General features: G+C 61.0%; 16 protein-coding genes and 1 tRNA gene. 10 read left to right on the top strand and 7 right to left on the bottom strand.

What is annotated here, in order from left to right; translation table 11 throughout:
• Nucleotides 1-19 precede the first annotated feature (19 nt).
• Nucleotides 20-547, top strand: a complete 528-nt coding sequence (locus P1M51_RS06440) for a multiprotein bridging factor aMBF1 (RefSeq protein WP_276247359.1) — start codon at nt 20-22, stop codon at nt 545-547.
• Between the two features lie 48 nt (nt 548-595).
• Nucleotides 596-1,240, top strand: a complete 645-nt coding sequence (tpiA, locus tag P1M51_RS06435; RefSeq protein WP_276247358.1) for a triose-phosphate isomerase — start codon at nt 596-598, stop codon at nt 1,238-1,240.
• Here tpiA and P1M51_RS06430 read toward each other — a convergent pair.
• Complete coding sequence (locus tag P1M51_RS06430) at nt 1,237-2,757, bottom strand: DUF87 domain-containing protein (protein WP_276247357.1); 1,521 nt, start codon at nt 2,755-2,757, stop codon at nt 1,237-1,239. The two genes, tpiA and P1M51_RS06430, sit on opposite strands and share 4 nt — an antisense overlap.
• 65 nt (nt 2,758-2,822) lie before the next feature.
• On the bottom strand, nt 2,823-3,095 hold the full coding sequence (locus P1M51_RS06425; protein WP_276247356.1) for a hypothetical protein: 273 nt from the start codon (nt 3,093-3,095) through the stop codon (nt 2,823-2,825).
• An 80-nt stretch (nt 3,096-3,175) separates the two neighbouring features.
• Between P1M51_RS06425 and P1M51_RS06420 the strand changes: the two genes are divergently transcribed.
• A complete protein-coding gene (locus P1M51_RS06420; RefSeq protein ID WP_276247355.1) occupies nt 3,176-3,994 on the top strand; it encodes an aldo/keto reductase in 819 nt (272 codons plus the stop codon).
• A gap of 2 nt (nt 3,995-3,996) precedes the next feature.
• Here the strand turns inward: P1M51_RS06420 and dinB are convergent, their stop codons facing one another.
• Both dinB and P1M51_RS20115 read right to left on the bottom strand, forming a co-directional pair.
• The gene (gene dinB, locus P1M51_RS06415; RefSeq protein WP_276247354.1) at nt 3,997-5,238 is read right to left on the bottom strand and encodes a DNA polymerase IV; all 1,242 of its coding nucleotides are present in this window, start codon (nt 5,236-5,238) and stop codon (nt 3,997-3,999) included.
• A 157-nt stretch (nt 5,239-5,395) separates the two neighbouring features.
• Nucleotides 5,396-5,584 carry a UBP-type zinc finger domain-containing protein gene (locus P1M51_RS20115; protein WP_369685091.1) on the bottom strand — a complete coding sequence of 63 codons (189 nt, stop codon included), beginning with the start codon at nt 5,582-5,584 and terminating at the stop codon, nt 5,396-5,398.
• A gap of 457 nt (nt 5,585-6,041) precedes the next feature.
• Here P1M51_RS20115 and P1M51_RS06410 point away from each other — a divergent pair, with 457 nt between their 5' ends.
• On the top strand, nt 6,042-6,758 hold the full coding sequence (locus tag P1M51_RS06410) for a hypothetical protein (protein WP_276247353.1): 717 nt from the start codon (nt 6,042-6,044) through the stop codon (nt 6,756-6,758).
• A gap of 40 nt (nt 6,759-6,798) precedes the next feature.
• Here the strand turns inward: P1M51_RS06410 and P1M51_RS06405 are convergent, their stop codons facing one another.
• On the bottom strand, nt 6,799-8,400 hold the full coding sequence (locus tag P1M51_RS06405; protein WP_276247352.1) for a COG1361 S-layer family protein: 1,602 nt from the start codon (nt 8,398-8,400) through the stop codon (nt 6,799-6,801).
• Between the two features lie 125 nt (nt 8,401-8,525).
• On the opposite strand from P1M51_RS06405, the gene P1M51_RS06400 reads away from it, so the two are divergent.
• From P1M51_RS06400 to P1M51_RS06385, 4 genes are all read left to right on the top strand, one after another.
• Nucleotides 8,526-9,419, top strand: coding sequence for an ABC transporter ATP-binding protein (locus P1M51_RS06400; protein WP_276247351.1), 894 nt, complete (start codon nt 8,526-8,528; stop codon nt 9,417-9,419).
• The gene (locus P1M51_RS06395) at nt 9,412-10,212 is read left to right on the top strand and encodes an ABC transporter permease (protein ID WP_276247350.1); all 801 of its coding nucleotides are present in this window, start codon (nt 9,412-9,414) and stop codon (nt 10,210-10,212) included. The genes P1M51_RS06400 and P1M51_RS06395 overlap by 8 nt, the downstream gene beginning before the upstream one ends.
• Before the next feature lie 365 nt (nt 10,213-10,577).
• Nucleotides 10,578-11,255, top strand: coding sequence for a peroxiredoxin-like family protein (locus P1M51_RS06390; RefSeq protein WP_276247349.1), 678 nt, complete (start codon nt 10,578-10,580; stop codon nt 11,253-11,255).
• Nucleotides 11,256-11,313: 58 nt separating this feature from the next.
• Nucleotides 11,314-11,595 carry a hypothetical protein gene (locus tag P1M51_RS06385; protein ID WP_276247348.1) on the top strand — a complete coding sequence of 94 codons (282 nt, stop codon included), beginning with the start codon at nt 11,314-11,316 and terminating at the stop codon, nt 11,593-11,595.
• Nucleotides 11,596-11,598: 3 nt separating this feature from the next.
• Here the strand turns inward: P1M51_RS06385 and P1M51_RS06380 are convergent, their stop codons facing one another.
• Nucleotides 11,599-12,417: a hypothetical protein gene (locus tag P1M51_RS06380; protein ID WP_276247347.1), complete on the bottom strand. Its 819-nt coding sequence runs from the start codon at nt 12,415-12,417 to the stop codon at nt 11,599-11,601.
• Between the two features lie 232 nt (nt 12,418-12,649).
• Between P1M51_RS06380 and P1M51_RS06375 the strand changes: the two genes are divergently transcribed.
• Together P1M51_RS06375 and P1M51_RS06370 are read left to right on the top strand one after the other, a co-directional pair.
• The gene (locus tag P1M51_RS06375) at nt 12,650-13,357 is read left to right on the top strand and encodes a ferritin-like domain-containing protein (protein WP_276247346.1); all 708 of its coding nucleotides are present in this window, start codon (nt 12,650-12,652) and stop codon (nt 13,355-13,357) included.
• A 126-nt stretch (nt 13,358-13,483) separates the two neighbouring features.
• Nucleotides 13,484-13,723: a hypothetical protein gene (locus P1M51_RS06370; protein WP_276247345.1), complete on the top strand. Its 240-nt coding sequence runs from the start codon at nt 13,484-13,486 to the stop codon at nt 13,721-13,723.
• A gap of 153 nt (nt 13,724-13,876) precedes the next feature.
• Here the strand turns inward: P1M51_RS06370 and P1M51_RS06365 are convergent.
• Nucleotides 13,877-14,054: transfer RNA gene (locus P1M51_RS06365), tRNA-Trp, on the bottom strand.
• Nucleotides 14,055-14,153 lie beyond the last annotated feature (99 nt).

Genomic DNA, 14,153 nt, shown 5'->3' with positions numbered 1-14,153 from the left:
ACCCTTGCTAAATGGGGCTATGGCTCAATGTGAGATGTGCGGAGCCGAGTCTGGTTCCCTCAAGACCGTGAAGGTAGAGGGGGCAGAACTCCAGCTTTGCGACAGCTGCTCGCAGTTCGGGACGGAGGTTCGAACGCAGGAATCGTCTTCCAGTTCGTCCACGAAGTACTCGACAAGCAGTTCTTCCGGGACGTCGTCATCTTCCTCCAGTAGCACGTCGAGTTCCTCGGGCGGGTCCTCGCGGCGGCGTCGGGACATGTTCGACGACATGGAAGAAGTCGCCACGGACTACGACGACCGCATCCGAAGCGCACGCGAGAAAAAGGGGCTGAGTCAGGAAGACCTCGCGAAGAAACTGAACGAGAAGGCGAGTCTCATCCGCAAACTCGAACGCGGTGACATCCTGCCGAGCGACTCCGTCCAGAAGAAACTCGAACGCTCGCTGGGCATCAGCCTCTCTGAGAGCGCCGACACGGACTCTGAGTGGGACGGCAGCGCCTCGACGACGACAACCCTCGGCGACGTGGTAAAGCGCAAGGACAACTGACGCGAGTCGTCTCGCAATCTATTTGTCGCCGGGGAATCGCCTCCCGGTATGTTCGTTCTCGTAAACCTGAAGGCCTACCCGTGCGACCCCGTCGCCATCGCGGAGGCCGCAGCGACCGTCGCCGAGGAGTCTGACACGCGAATCGCCGTCGCCCCACAAGCTGCGCACCTCGCCGCCGTTGCTGAGACGGGCGTCGAGACGTGGGCCCAGCACGTCAGTCCCGTCGAGTACGGTTCCAACACGGGGAGTACGCTGGCAGAAGCCGTCGCCGACGCCGGTGCGGTCGGCACGCTCATCAATCACTCCGAAAAGCGGCTGAAACTCGCCGACATCGACGCAAGCGTCCGCGCCGCAGAACGTACCGACCTGGAGACCATCGTCTGTGCGAACAACCCCGCACAGGTCGGGGCCGCCGCGGCCCTCGGCCCGGACGCCGTCGCCGTCGAACCCCCGGAACTCATCGGGACGGGAACGCCCGTGAGCAAGGCGGACCCGGACATCGTGACCGGCGCAGTCGAGGCCGCGACCGCCGTCGATGACTCGGTGTCCGTTCTCTGTGGCGCGGGCATCTCGACTGGAGAAGACGTCGTCGCCTCGCGCAACCTCGGCGCAGAAGGTGTCCTGCTCGCGAGCGGCGTCGCAAAAGCAGACGACCCGGTGGCCGCGCTGCGCGACCTCGTGTCCGGGCTTTAGACCAGGCCCGCGTCCGCGAGGAACTGCGTTTCGATGGCCTCGATGATTTCTTCGAACTCCGCGTCGCTGAGACGGCCGTCGTGTGCGGCTTCGACGAACTCCGGGACGCAGTAGTCGTACAGGCCGCGCCCGACGTGCGTTACCACACCCGCCCGGACGAGTATCCCGTTGTGGTTGTAAGCGATGGGGCGGTCTGCCTCCCCACCGGCGGCGACGTAGGCGTCCATCGGCTCTGCCGGCCCTGATTCACAGTAGTAGGCGAGCATTCCCCGGGCAATCGGGTCGAGGTCCGAAATCGCCCCTCTGAGTTGCTTTACGAGTGGCCGATTCTCGCCGATTGGGAGTTCTTCGAAGGAGGGCTCTGGAACGGCGTCTTCAGCTTCTTGGGGTTGTGATTTGGCTTCGCCGTTCGCCGTCGGCTGGTCATACTGGTCGAGGCCGGATTGTTCCTCGGGCCGCATCCGCGAGGGCTGGGTGTTGTCGAGCATCGCCTGGGCGAACTGGTCTGCCATCCGGCTCATGTCGCGGGCGTCTGCAAGTTCGGATTCGAGCTGGGCAATTCGGTCGTCTTTCTTCTTGAGTTTGGCTTCGAGCCGCTCGACTTCGTTTTCGTGGTGTTCGCGCTTGTCGGTAATCTCCTTCAACTCGGAGACGAGCGAGTCGCTCACCGACTTCAGGTCGGGACGTTCGAAGTCGTCCAGACCGGGTGTGGCCCCAGCGTCGAAGGTGGTCTTGCGCTGGAACTGGACTCGGCGGATGGTTTCGGCCCAGTCGGTCATCAAGAACGCCTCGCCGTCGCCCATGCTCTCGATGGCGTTCGCGTACTCGGTTCCGAGGACGCGTTTGACGACTTTCGTGTCGTTGCCCCAGGTCAGGCGGTGCCAGACGAGCCAGTCACACTGTGTGATGAAGTCCTTTTTCACGTCGGCGGGTCGCTGGCTGATGCCCGTGACGCCGAGGCCGTGTTTGCGCCCGCGCTTGCCGATTTTGATGAGCATTCGTCCGCACTCGTCGAGACCCGGGCCTTCGGGGAGATACTCGTGGACCTCCTCTACGAGCATCAAAAACGGCTTCTTGAGTTTCTTCTCTTTGGCGAACAGTTGTTTCGAGACGGCGGTCAGCAGGTCTTTCGCCTCGTTCTCGTCGAGGTAGCCAGACACGTCGAGGATGATGGGGACGTTCCCTTCGAGGGCGAGCGAGGCGATTTTCTCTGCGTGTTCCGGCCCGACCACGATGTCACACTCCTCGTCCGCGCCGACGTGGAGTAACTCGAATTTCTCTTTGAGGCCGTAGTACTCGCCGTCGGTGTCCACGATGAGGATGGGAAAGTTGTTAGAGAGCAGTTTTTCGGCGACGACGCTCGCCGTGTTCGACTTCCCCGACCCGGATTTGCCCGTGATGAACCCACGGCCGGTGAGCACTTCGACGACCGGAAGCGTGATTTCCGCCCCGACCGTGCCCTCTCCCCCCGGCCCGTCGCTCACTTCTGCGACTGTGATAGTTTCTACGTCTGCCATGTGCTCGTATCCACATGGTCGCAGGCATGCATTATATAGTGTTGGCTGTCACCCTCGATCCAGCATCAGGCGCGAATGACCCAGTGGTCGTCGTCCTGTTCTTCGAGGTGGGCGGACTCGTGCATCCGCACGATGTACCCGGTCTGTGTCTGACTGACGTCGCAGTTTGCGTCCACCCGGACGAGGTGACCGATGAACTGCGCGGACGGCGGTTTCTGTGCCGCCCCGCAGTCGTAGATGGTGATGAGTTCGTCGCCGGCGGGAGCCTCGTAAACGATGATGTAGGCGTGCGGAGCGAGTTCCCAGCGTCCCGCGCCTGCACCCGCGAGTTTGTTCATGCACAGACCGAGACCGCCCGGCGATAAAAACGCTCTCACGGTTCCCAAACATTATTGTATCCCAACAGGTCACAGACTGCATGGATGACGCTGTGACCCACCCACCGGTCCATGGGATTCCAGCTCTCGGCCTCGGGACGTGGAAGAACACGGATTTCGGCGCGTGCGTTGGGAGTGTCCGCCACGCGCTCGACGTAGGGTATCGCCACATCGACACGGCCCAGTACTACGGGAACGAGGAGGCCGTCGGCGAGGGAATTCGCACCTCGACGGTTCCTCGAAAAGACATCTTCCTCGCCTCGAAGGTCTGGTTCGACAATCTCGCCTACGAGGACGTGATTCGGACGACGAAGGCCAGTCTCGACCGCCTCAGGGTCGAGTCGGTTGATATGATGTACGTCCACTGGCCTGCAGACGAATACGACCCGGAAGAGACGCTCGCTGCCTTCGCAGCCCTCAGAGACGACGGTCTGGTCTCACACATCGGCGTGAGCAATTTCACGCCCGAACTCCTCTCCGAGGCTCGTGAGACCTGTGACGCCCCCATCAGCGCGAATCAGGTCGAGATGCACCCGCTGCTCCAGCAGCCCGAACTGCGCGAGTACTGCGCACGCCACGACATCGCGCTCGTCGCGTACTCCCCGCTCATGCACGGTGACGTCGAAGAGGTTCCACAGGTACGCGAAGTCGCAGCAAAACACGAGACGACGCCCGAGCAGGTGACGCTCGCGTGGCTCCTCGAAAAAGGCGTGGTCCCCATCCCGAAGGCGACGGGCCGGGCGCACATCGAACAGAATTGGAAGAGTCAATTTCTCGACCTCGACGCCGAGGACGTGGCGCTCATCGACGGCATTCAGCAAGAACGTCGTCTCGGTGACCCGCAATTTGCCCCGTGGTAGGCTCAGTCGAATTCTGACAGCGACCGCTGGCCGCGGCGAGCGTGGTTTTCCGGGGTGGATTGCTCGCCGCCATCGCTGCCCCAGCTATCGAGGCTGGCCTGGTCTTCTGCCGCGAACGAGAGTTTCGACACGCGAACGCCGAGTTTTCTCGCCGTCTCCCCTTCGAATTCGGTGAGCAAGGAGAGCGCTACGGATTCGACGAGCGAAGCGTCCTGTACCGGGCCGGATAGCGACGTTGCGCGGGTGTTCACGTCGAACGGTGGCGTCACTACCTTGATGCCAATCGTCTGGTAGAGGGCTCCCTCGCGGTCTGCGCGTTCGGCGACCGCCTTGGCGAGTCGACGCACCGTCTTGCGGTGCTGGTCCGCGTCGGCCGTCTGCGGGAAGGCAGACTCCCGCGAGAAACTCTTTGGCTTGCCCACCGGTTCGACCTCGCGAGCGTCGTCGCCGTTCGCCCGGTCGTGCATCTCTCGGCCTCGTTCGCCGAATCGGTCGACTAGTTGCTGGCGGTCCGCGCTGGCAAGGTCGCCCGCCGTCTCGATGTCCATCTCCCGCAGTTTCCGCGCCGTGACCGGGCCGATGCCGTGGACGAACTCGATGTCGAGCGGTGCGAGAAACTCCCGGACCGTCCCGGGTTCGACGACGGTGAGGCCGTCAGGTTTCTCGAAATCGCTCGCGACTTTCGCCGCGCTCATGTTCGGCGCGACGCCGATACTCGCGGTCACGCCCACCTTGCGGGCGATGCGCTGTTTGACGTAGCGGGCGTACCCCTCTGCGAGCGTCCGGGTTCCGTCCGGGGTTTTCTCCCACGCCGTGCGGTCTGTGACGTCGAGGTAGGCTTCGTCGATGCTCACCTCTCGCAGGGTGTCGGCGCAGTCTCGAAGGATGGTTTTCACCTCTGCACTCACCTCCTTGTAGAAGGAGATGTCCACCGGGCGGTAGTAGCCGCCTGCCTCGCCGTCGTCTGCGTCGTCGATGCGGGGGAGGAGTTCGAGCGCCTTCGAGATGGGTTGGGCGCTCTCGACGCCGAAGGCACGCGCCTCGTAACTCGCTGTGGCCACCGCGCCGATGGCTTCGCCGGGTTCGTAGCCCATCCCGACGACGACGGGTTGTCCGCGGAGCGTGGGTTCGCGAAGTCGTTCGCACGCCGCGTAAAAACAGTCCATATCGACGTGCAAGATGATGCGCTCGGGTCCCGTTTCGTGGGAGACGCCGGGCAAGCGTGCACCACCTGAATTGCCCATGGAAACCCTACTCACTCCACCGTGTTAAGGTTCCTGAAGCGGGTGGGTGCCCCTGTTACACGACCAGGCGGATGTGTAGGCTTGTGTGGACGTTCTACCTGGAAATCCACGTCTACGGGCATGCTGGTTGACCGGTGAAAAAATGAATGGCGTGTGTCTACGAGGTGGTGTTGGTCCACCGGACGCCTGACGAGTGTTCTGCGTGGCCGTACATCGTCCCCGCGTACTTTTCTAAGTCAGTGATTGTCGTACAATTCAAACACGCCCATACTTCGTTGTTGTTTATGCCGAACACACGGACGAAGTCTGGCGTAACGAACCCCCCACAGTTGGAACATTGCTTCATGCTAACTTACCCCCCTTGCAACCTTCATTGCATGGTTGGATGACCTATTAAATGTATCTACAGTTGCGCTTGGTTATTGACAGACTACCATCGAATTGTGTAAATTTTACAATCTTATCGTGAATGGGTTTCCGAATGACCATATAACGTGATAATTCTCGGACGTTCAAAATATGGCGAGTTTCCCGGTTTCGGCGGCAGGCACGTCATAACCCAGCTGTCGGTCGGTTCAGGACCGTTGGTGAACCGCCGGGCTGTGGCGACTATCTCCGAACCAAGTATTACTTATTAATTTTGATATATTGGGTGGATAAATCTGAAAACAGCATCCATAATCAGTATCAGTCGGCTTCGTAAGCAGTTCCTAACTTACGAAACAGATATGCTCTGATAGCAACATTATACGGAGTGGTGTGAAACCGTGAGGGGAGACCTTATCATACTTCAAGTTGGATCGTTGCAGGACTCACTGACTGCGTTGATAAACGACGTGATTGCGTTTATCCCGAACCTGGTCGGTGCCCTGCTCATCCTGCTCATCGGGTGGATCGTCGCACGCGCCGCGATGCGCGTCGTCGAATTCATCGCAGACCGCATCGAACTCGACCGCGTCGTTCTTTCGACGCCGCTCGGCGACATATTGGGTGGGACAGAAAAGGCAGTATCTCACTCGTTTGGGCTGCTCGCCTACGTCTTCGTGCTGGCCGTGGCCGTGCTCGCGGCCGCGGACGCACTCGCCGTTCCGCTGTTAAGCCAGTGGATTTCGGAGGCCGTCACGTACCTGCCGTCGCTCATCGCCGGGCTCCTCATCATCGTGTTGGGGTTCGTCGTCGCTGACTTCATCGGTGACGCGATTCAGCGGACGCGCGCCGCGACGGAGACGGCGTACACGAGCTGGTTCGCCACGGGCGTGCGCCTGTTCCTGTACTTCACCGTCGTCGTCATCGGTCTCGACACGATGGGCGTGGACGTCGAACTGCTCTACATCCTCGCGACCGCGTTTGCGGGCGGCATCGCCGTCGCACTCGCACTCGGCGTGGGTATCGCCCTCGGCTGGGGTGGCAAGGACTACGTCGCACAGAACATCGCCGGCTGGATGAGTTCCGCCCGGGGTATCAGACCGGACTCGGAAGGTCCGATGACGGGTGGCGAAACCCCCGCTGACGACGACTAATCCGGTCCTTTTCCCTTTTTCGACCCGGTGAGTGGCAACGCTACCGGCGTCTGTACCACCAGACCGAGGCGACCACGACGGCAACCACGACGAGTCCGACCGCTTCGACTGGAATCGACTGTGGTTCACCCGCCACGACCGTGACCGGAATCGGTTGCGATTCGACCCGTGCGGTTCTAGTTGCGGACTCGTAGCTGAGAGCGAGCGTTGCGACCTGCGTCTTCGGGATGGCGTCGTCGGAAACGTCGAGGTCGAAGCGCAGGGTTGCCGATTCACCAGCGTCGAGCCGCGAGACGAACGTCGTGGCGTCGGCGCTCGAAAGCGGTTCGACGGGCTGTAGCTGGGCGGTGACGTCGGTGACCTGGGTGTCGCCTTCGTTCGTGAGTCGAACGACGAGGATGCCGCTCGAATCGACTTCGAACGTTGCGTTTACCGGCGTGACGCTGAACTGGTCGCGTTTCTGTGCGACGGGAATCGCGAGCGAGAACGGTGCAGTCACCTGTTTCCCGGCCGGGGAGCGGTACTCCACCGTCGCTGAGAGGCGGCGCGTCCCGGCGGTGGCGTTCGGGACGACGGCGACCGTATATTCGAACGCGGCGCGCTCACCCGGTTCGAGGTCCCCCACAGGAATCGCGGTGTTCTGAGCGACGAGCGGCGGGGCGACCGGTTCGAGCATCACGACCACGTCCGTCACGGCCACGCCCCCAGTGTTGACGACGCTGCCCGAAACCGTCCCGTCGCCGCCCACGCGGAGCGTGCTGGTCACGTTCTCGATGCTGAAAGGCTGGCCCGATTGAGGCTGGATACCGAGCGAGGTGGTTCCGGACTGCTGTTCTAGGCCTGCTGCATCCTTATACTGGACGGTGGCGGTGGCGGCGTAGTTACGAACCAGCGCGTCCGTGGCCAGTCCAGCCCGGACGGTCACGCGCGTGGTGGCCCCCGGAGCCAGCGTGCCGAGGAAGTTCTCGGCACTGGCCGCGCCCGCACCGAAGGTGAGTTCCGGGTCTGCAGATTGGACCAGAAGCGTGGCGTCGCGGGCCGGTTCCGTGCCGTCGTTGGTCACGTCGAGCGTGACGGTGCCCGTGCCGCCGACGGCGACGGCGGACTCGACGGTGCGAATCGAGAACTGTGCCTGGTCTTCGACGACGACGGTCACGGGCAGTTCTTCGGTGCGCGACCGCTCGGTGAACCGGACCGACCCGTCCGGACTGGTGATGACTTTCGCGGTGTGTTCGAACTCGACGGTGACAGTCAGTTCGTAGGTGCCAGGCGTCGTATCGTCCGGCACGACGACTCGTATCGGATACGGCCCGGCCACGCCTTCGGGGAGCGTCCCGACCGGCGTCGTTCCTGTGCGTATCGAAATCGGATTCGATTCGGGGGCGGTCACTGAAACCGTCGTCGCGCGGGCAGTCTGGACGAGTTGTTCGAACTCGTCGGCACCCGAAACCAGAATTTTCCCCGTGTTCACGAGGAACAACGAAACGGTGCCGTCGGTGCCGGGAGCGATGCGGTTTTCGGGGATGTACGCGGTGAACTCCGGCCGCCCCGAAACGCTCGTATCCTCCTGAAACCCGACGACGGAGCCGACGCTGCTCGTGAGAAGGAGCACCACCACCAGCACGGCCCGTACGATGTGCATACCTGTAAATATGCTTAGAAGATAGATAACCGTGTGTACTGGTATGTTGGGGCTAGTTTCGGTCCAGTCCTCCGGTTCACCAACTCGCCAGCGATTCTATATGTTCAGCCGGCTTATGTCCACTCGTGACTGCGCTTATCGAAACCGATGGGCTCACCAAGTACTACGGCGAGGTCAGGGGCATCGAAGACCTGACGTTCTCGGTGGACGAGGGGACGATATTCGGGTTCTTAGGCCCGAACGGCGCGGGAAAGAGCACGACTATTAGAACGCTTCTAGGCCTCCTCCACCCGTCGAGCGGGACGGCGCGCATCCTCGGTCACGACGTAACCGACACAGCGGCATTGACCGCGGCGAAACAGGCGATTGGCCACATCCCCGGGGACTTTCGCTTCTACCGGAACACGACCGGCACGCGGATGCTCGACTACTTCGCTCGCCTGCGCGGGGACGACCGAAGGGAGGAACTCCTCTCGCTCTTTCCGATACCAGAAGACAGGAAGGTGAAGACCTACTCGCGGGGGAACCGCCAGAAACTCGCCATCGTCCAGGCGTTCATGCACAACCCCCGACTCGTCATCATGGACGAACCGACCTCCGGGCTCGATCCGCTCGTCCAGGAGAGGTTCTACGACTTTCTGCGCGAAGAACAGGCCGCGGGGGTCACCACCTTCTTCTCGACACACATCCTGAGCGAGGTGCGGAAAATCTGTGAGGAGGTCGCCATCATCCGCGACGGCCGCCTCGTGGCGCTCGAAGACATCGACGCGCTTCTGGCCAAGAGCGGAAAAGTCGTCCGCGTCTCGCTCGAAGAATCCGTCGACCCCAGCGAGTTCTTGATGCCGGGCATCGCCCGCACCGAACTCGACGAGGAGGGCTATCTTCGCCTCATCGTCACCGAGAATTACGATGGTCTCATCGACGAACTCGCCAGGTACACCGTCCGCGACCTCGACATCAGAGAGACGTCCGTAGAGGACGTGTTCATGCACTTTTACGACGGTGATACCGGTGCTTGAAATCGCCCGGTTCGAGGCGCGCAGGCGACTCCGGGGTGCCACCGCCCTCACGATTCTCGTCCTCGCGCTCATCGCGCTGACGGTCGGTCTCTTTCCATCTATCTCGGAGTCTGACGTGGATTTAGACGCCTACCTCGACACGCTCTCACCGGAGCTCCGCCAGAGTTTCGTCGGAAGCGTCACCTCGCTTTCGACCATCGACGGCTATCTCGTTTCCCAGTTGTACGTGCTCGTCTGGTTACTCATCCTCGGCATCTACTTCGCGTACGCCGCCGCCTCGCTCGTCTCAGCCGAGGTAGAAAATCGCTCGATAGACTTGTTGCTCGTGAACCCCATCTCCCGAACGCGATTCGTCGTCGAGAAGTTTCTCGCACTCCTGCCAGTGAACGTCGCCGTCAACGCCGTTTCCCTCCTGGCCGTCTACTTCGGCATCCAATTTGTCGGCGAGTCCGTACCGCTCGCGGACCTCGTGGCACTCCACGTGTTGTTCGTTCTCTATCTTGCCGCGTGCTCCGCGCTCGGCCTGGTCGCCTCCGTCGTGTTCGACGATGTACGTCGGGCACAGGGCGTCGCCATCGGGTTGCTGTTCGCCACCTACTTCCTCGACTCGCTCACTCGCGGCACCGACTATGAGTGGGCCGGCCAGTTCTCGTTCGCCCGCTATCTGGACCCCGCAGACGTGCTCTCGCTCGGGGAAATCGACTGGCTCGGCGCGGCGGTCCTCCTCGCGGTCACGCTCGGCCTCGTGATGCTCGCCGCTGAACTGTTCGAAGACAAAGATATCAACGGGTGACCGTCGGTCGGACCGTGGCTGTACCGACGGAGACGGCGACCAACGCGATATTTAAGGTGTTTAATATGCTATAATGTGTTATTACCACGTCGAAGAAATGGTTAAGTAGATGTGGTATGTTACACAGTATCACTATGCCAAAACGCAGCCGCCGGCAGACCATGAAAGACGTAGACCACACCCCTCCAACAGGCGAATCCGTAACAAATGTTTGGAGTCGTGGACGAAAGCGAGATACAGAGCGAAACGAGTAGCCGATATTCAGATATTTTAAACAGTCTCACCATCGAGTCGGTAGAGTCATCATTTTCCACGCAGAGCGCGTCCTAGTCACTCTGTGTCCCACTGGGACGTAGATGATGCGCATGAGCAGTGAATTCGGTCGGCAGCTAGACGATGCGGAACACGAGTGGCGAACAGGGTTCGAACGGGGGCCAACCCGCACGCGATGGACGGTGCTCCCGGTGCAAGTTGGCGACCCCGCGCCGGATGTGACCTTACAAGACCACATGGGGAACTCCCGAACGCTGAGCGAGTTCTGGACTGGCGACCCTGCGCTCATCCTCTTCTGGCGTCAGTTCGGCTGTGGCTGTGGCGTCGAACGGGCCGCCCGGCTGAAGGAAGAAATCGCAGCGTACGTCGATGCGGGCGCGTCGGTGGTGATTGTCGGCCAGGGTGAGCCAGTGCGTGCCGCCGCGTACGTCAAAGAACACGGTATCTCGTGTCCGATTCTCTGTGACGTCGAGCTGAAGACGTACGTCGATTACGGCCTCCTTGAGGGAATTCCAACCCAGGTGTTCTACGACGCGTCACCCGAGTTGATTCGCCGTGACCCCGAGGCCGGTGCCGAACTCGCGGAAACCCGCCATCAATCGGGCCGCCCGCTCGTGGATAACGGCTGGCAACTCCCCGGAGAGTTCATCGTTGATAGCGACGGTGTCATCCAACTGGCCTACCGCTATCAGTACTGCGAGGACTTCCCCGACCCGCGCGTCCACACGACGACGCTTCGAGAAATCGCCAGACACCAGAGCGAAAGCTAAGCCGCTTGCGCGCCTATATTCGACATTCCTGCGTGTACCACACGCAGCGACGAAACCCATGTACGTAGAAATCGAACGCGAGGACGCGACGCGCTCACCGGTAGCTGGTGACGAACCAATCGTCCCCGGGGCGACTATGTCGTGTCGCGCCCACCTGAAAACCACCGTCTACCGCAACATCTGGGTGATTACGGTCGATTCCATCGAGGAGTTAGCGGCGTTGATTCCCGAACCCATCTCCGTCCTCCCAGCAGAACGAAACGCCACCGACGCGAAGGTCGTCATCCACACGATGCCGGAGCGACCGGTGAAAGAGCGCAAACCGATTCCCGCCGCCTAACGTTCACGCCACTTTTTCGAGCAGCCACGCGAACAGCACACCCCAGACGAATCCGGCGAAGTGGGCGTACACGTTCGTCACAGCCCCGGAAGCGACGATCTGGGCCGGAAACAGTCCGTAGACGAGCGCCGCGAGCATCGCGCAGACGAGGACGACGAATCCGACGTCGAAAACGGTGTGGCGCGTGCGAATTGCCGCCGTCGGCCCGAGCGTTCGGTAACCAAGTGCCCCGAGGGGCAACCCGATGCCGAGACTCACCAACCCGAGTTCGAGTATCGAGAGCGTGCTGGCGTAGATGATGAGGAGTTCTGCGAGCAACACGATTGCAACGATTTGGCCGACGTAGAGCGCCTGTTCGCGCGAGTAGTGAGTCCGCACCCAGACGAGGAGCGTCACGAACAGGAATCCACCGAAAGCGGCGACGACGCCGGAGAATCCTTTGCTCTCGATACGGACTGCACCGGGATGTGCGGTGGCGAGCAGCGCGTAGCTCGACAGTGAGACGAGTATCGGAACGGCGACCAGGAAACAGAGCGACGTCGTCCAGAACCATCGGCGTCTTCGAAGGAGGAGGCACGTGAGATAGACGACCACGGACACGCTCGCGAACCCGACGACGTTGTTCCAGAGGTGGGCAGCCGAGAGGTGGACGTACGACGCTGTGAGCAACGCCACTGGTCGAATCGCGTCGTGAGTCAGCGTCAACTGCTCTTGGATGGCAACTGGAAGGAATAGATACGCCGCGACGAGGACGCCAGCCACCGAAGCGAGGGCTGCGAGGTCTGCGACGACGACTGCTGTGCGGTAACCCAGCGCCCGCATGTAGTATCGGAGATACGATTACTGAGGCTTTGTATGTATGGGCGGTCGGAGGCACGATTCCGCACAGAGGCGGGGAACGTGTATTCCAACCGCGAAACACAAAAAATATGGTAATTCAAAATATTTTGTGCATATATTCGGCCCGTTTGGAGACATTTGTGTGGAATTTGGGTGAGAGTCTGGCAAATTCCTTTCAAGCGCTTCGCCATCGATTCGAGCGGAGTTACAGACAATGGCTACCAATCCAGCCGAGAACGACGGTGTCTCCGCGATGCAGCACGCGATTAGCGCAGTAAACGACCGACTCACCTCCCGCCGTGATTTCCTCACGAAGGGGACGGCCGCAGGCGTTGTCCTCCTCGGTATGGGTGGCAGCGCAGTCGGGACCGCAGGCGCACAGGAGGAGGACGAAGACGCACCAACCGACGTGGACGTGCTCAACTTCGCTCTCACGCTCGAACACTTAGAAGACGTGTTCTACCGCCGCGGCGTAGAGCAGTTCTGTAGTACGGACTTCGAGCGTTGCAAGACCCTGAACGGCTTCAGCGCCCGCGTCCGCAAGGACGTCTACAACAACATCGTGGACATCGGCGACCACGAATCGACCCACACTGAAGTCCTCACGCAGGTCATCACCGACCTCGGCGGCGACCCCGTCCCCGAACTCGAATACGAATTCGGCTTCGAAACCCCTGAAGAGTTTCTCGCCATCGCGCAAGTCCTCGAAAACACCGGCGTCTCCGCCTACGACGGTGCAATCAACAAAATCGAGAACAAAGAACTGGTCACCGCTGGCGCAACCATCGCGACCGTCGAAGCCCGTCACGCCTCCTACCTGAACCTCTTGAACGGCGCAGACCCCTTCCCCGCCGCCTTCGACGAAGCGAAATCGAAGGACGAGATTCTGGAGGCCGCAGGCGGCTTCATCGTCCAGGAATAACTCGGTTCCTCCCTCGCGTGGTTCCATTTTTTAGCAAGCAAACCGCACAGCGACGGCTTCGTCACCAGCACCCGGTATGTTAACTGATTGAACAAAACTTATACCGCATTTCGGGGTATGAATCGTATGGCTGGTATACACATCTCCCTCTCTGGACCGGTCGCCCTCGCGGTTGCCCTGGTCGGCGCGTTCCTCATCTACCGAGACGGTCGAGGTCGCAACATGGACACCGCCGACATGTGGGCCGTGGGCTTCTTCATCGGGTTTTTCATTCCGCCCATCATCGGTGGCCTCCTCGTCCTCGCGTTCTACCTGAGAAAGCGCAAGCCGAAGCGGACCGTCCCGTACGGCGTCCCCGCACAGTAAGACCAGAACCGCGCACCGGACCGCAAATTGCGAACCCTTATCCCAACACGACGGGGAGCACAGATTGCTTCGGCTTCATCAAACGGCGAATTTCGATAAAGAGTATTACAAAAGCTCCGCTGTCTGTCGATTTGAGTCCGGTAAAAGCGCGAGTGGGGTCGGAGGGATTTGAACCCCCGATCGACTGATATCTCCGGTACGCCTCGGTACTCCAGAGGGTCGTCAACGCGCCTGATGATCAGTCGGGCGCTCTGTATATCAGTTCTGGAGTGTCGTCACCGAGCGTGTTACCTCTGGAGTCAGTCGCCATGCCGGGCTTGGCCACGACCCCGCGCATCTCACCGTTGGACAATGGCACCTAAAGTGGTTTCGATTCAGTGGCGGAAAAACACGCCGCGTGCGCGGGATTTCCGTCGTCGGCTACCTGAGA

The sequence above is a fragment of the Haladaptatus sp. QDMS2 genome, from assembly GCF_029338295.1.
GTDB lineage: Archaea > Halobacteriota > Halobacteria > Halobacteriales > Halococcaceae > QDMS2.
The sequence above is the reverse complement of the archived record's forward strand: the minus strand, read 5'-3'. Positions and strand labels throughout refer to the sequence as shown.

Bases quoted from the DNA above. Each gene is read 5' to 3' on its own strand.
- P1M51_RS06440 (WP_276247359.1), top strand. From the start codon at position 20: ATGGCTCAATGTGAGATGTGCGGAGCCGAGTCTGGTTCCCTCAAGACC.
- tpiA (WP_276247358.1), top strand. From the start codon at position 596: ATGTTCGTTCTCGTAAACCTGAAGGCCTACCCGTGCGACCCCGTCGCC.
- P1M51_RS06430 (WP_276247357.1), bottom strand. From the start codon at position 2,757: ATGGCAGACGTAGAAACTATCACAGTCGCAGAAGTGAGCGACGGGCCG.
- P1M51_RS06425 (WP_276247356.1), bottom strand. From the start codon at position 3,095: ATGAACAAACTCGCGGGTGCAGGCGCGGGACGCTGGGAACTCGCTCCG.
- P1M51_RS06420 (WP_276247355.1), top strand. From the start codon at position 3,176: ATGGATGACGCTGTGACCCACCCACCGGTCCATGGGATTCCAGCTCTC.
- dinB (WP_276247354.1), bottom strand. From the start codon at position 5,238: ATGGGCAATTCAGGTGGTGCACGCTTGCCCGGCGTCTCCCACGAAACG.
- P1M51_RS20115 (WP_369685091.1), bottom strand. From the start codon at position 5,584: ATGAAGCAATGTTCCAACTGTGGGGGGTTCGTTACGCCAGACTTCGTC.
- P1M51_RS06405 (WP_276247352.1), bottom strand. From the start codon at position 8,400: ATGCACATCGTACGGGCCGTGCTGGTGGTGGTGCTCCTTCTCACGAGC.
- P1M51_RS06390 (WP_276247349.1), top strand. From the start codon at position 10,578: ATGAGCAGTGAATTCGGTCGGCAGCTAGACGATGCGGAACACGAGTGG.
- P1M51_RS06385 (WP_276247348.1), top strand. From the start codon at position 11,314: ATGTACGTAGAAATCGAACGCGAGGACGCGACGCGCTCACCGGTAGCT.
- P1M51_RS06380 (WP_276247347.1), bottom strand. From the start codon at position 12,417: ATGCGGGCGCTGGGTTACCGCACAGCAGTCGTCGTCGCAGACCTCGCA.
- P1M51_RS06375 (WP_276247346.1), top strand. From the start codon at position 12,650: ATGGCTACCAATCCAGCCGAGAACGACGGTGTCTCCGCGATGCAGCAC.
- P1M51_RS06370 (WP_276247345.1), top strand. From the start codon at position 13,484: ATGGCTGGTATACACATCTCCCTCTCTGGACCGGTCGCCCTCGCGGTT.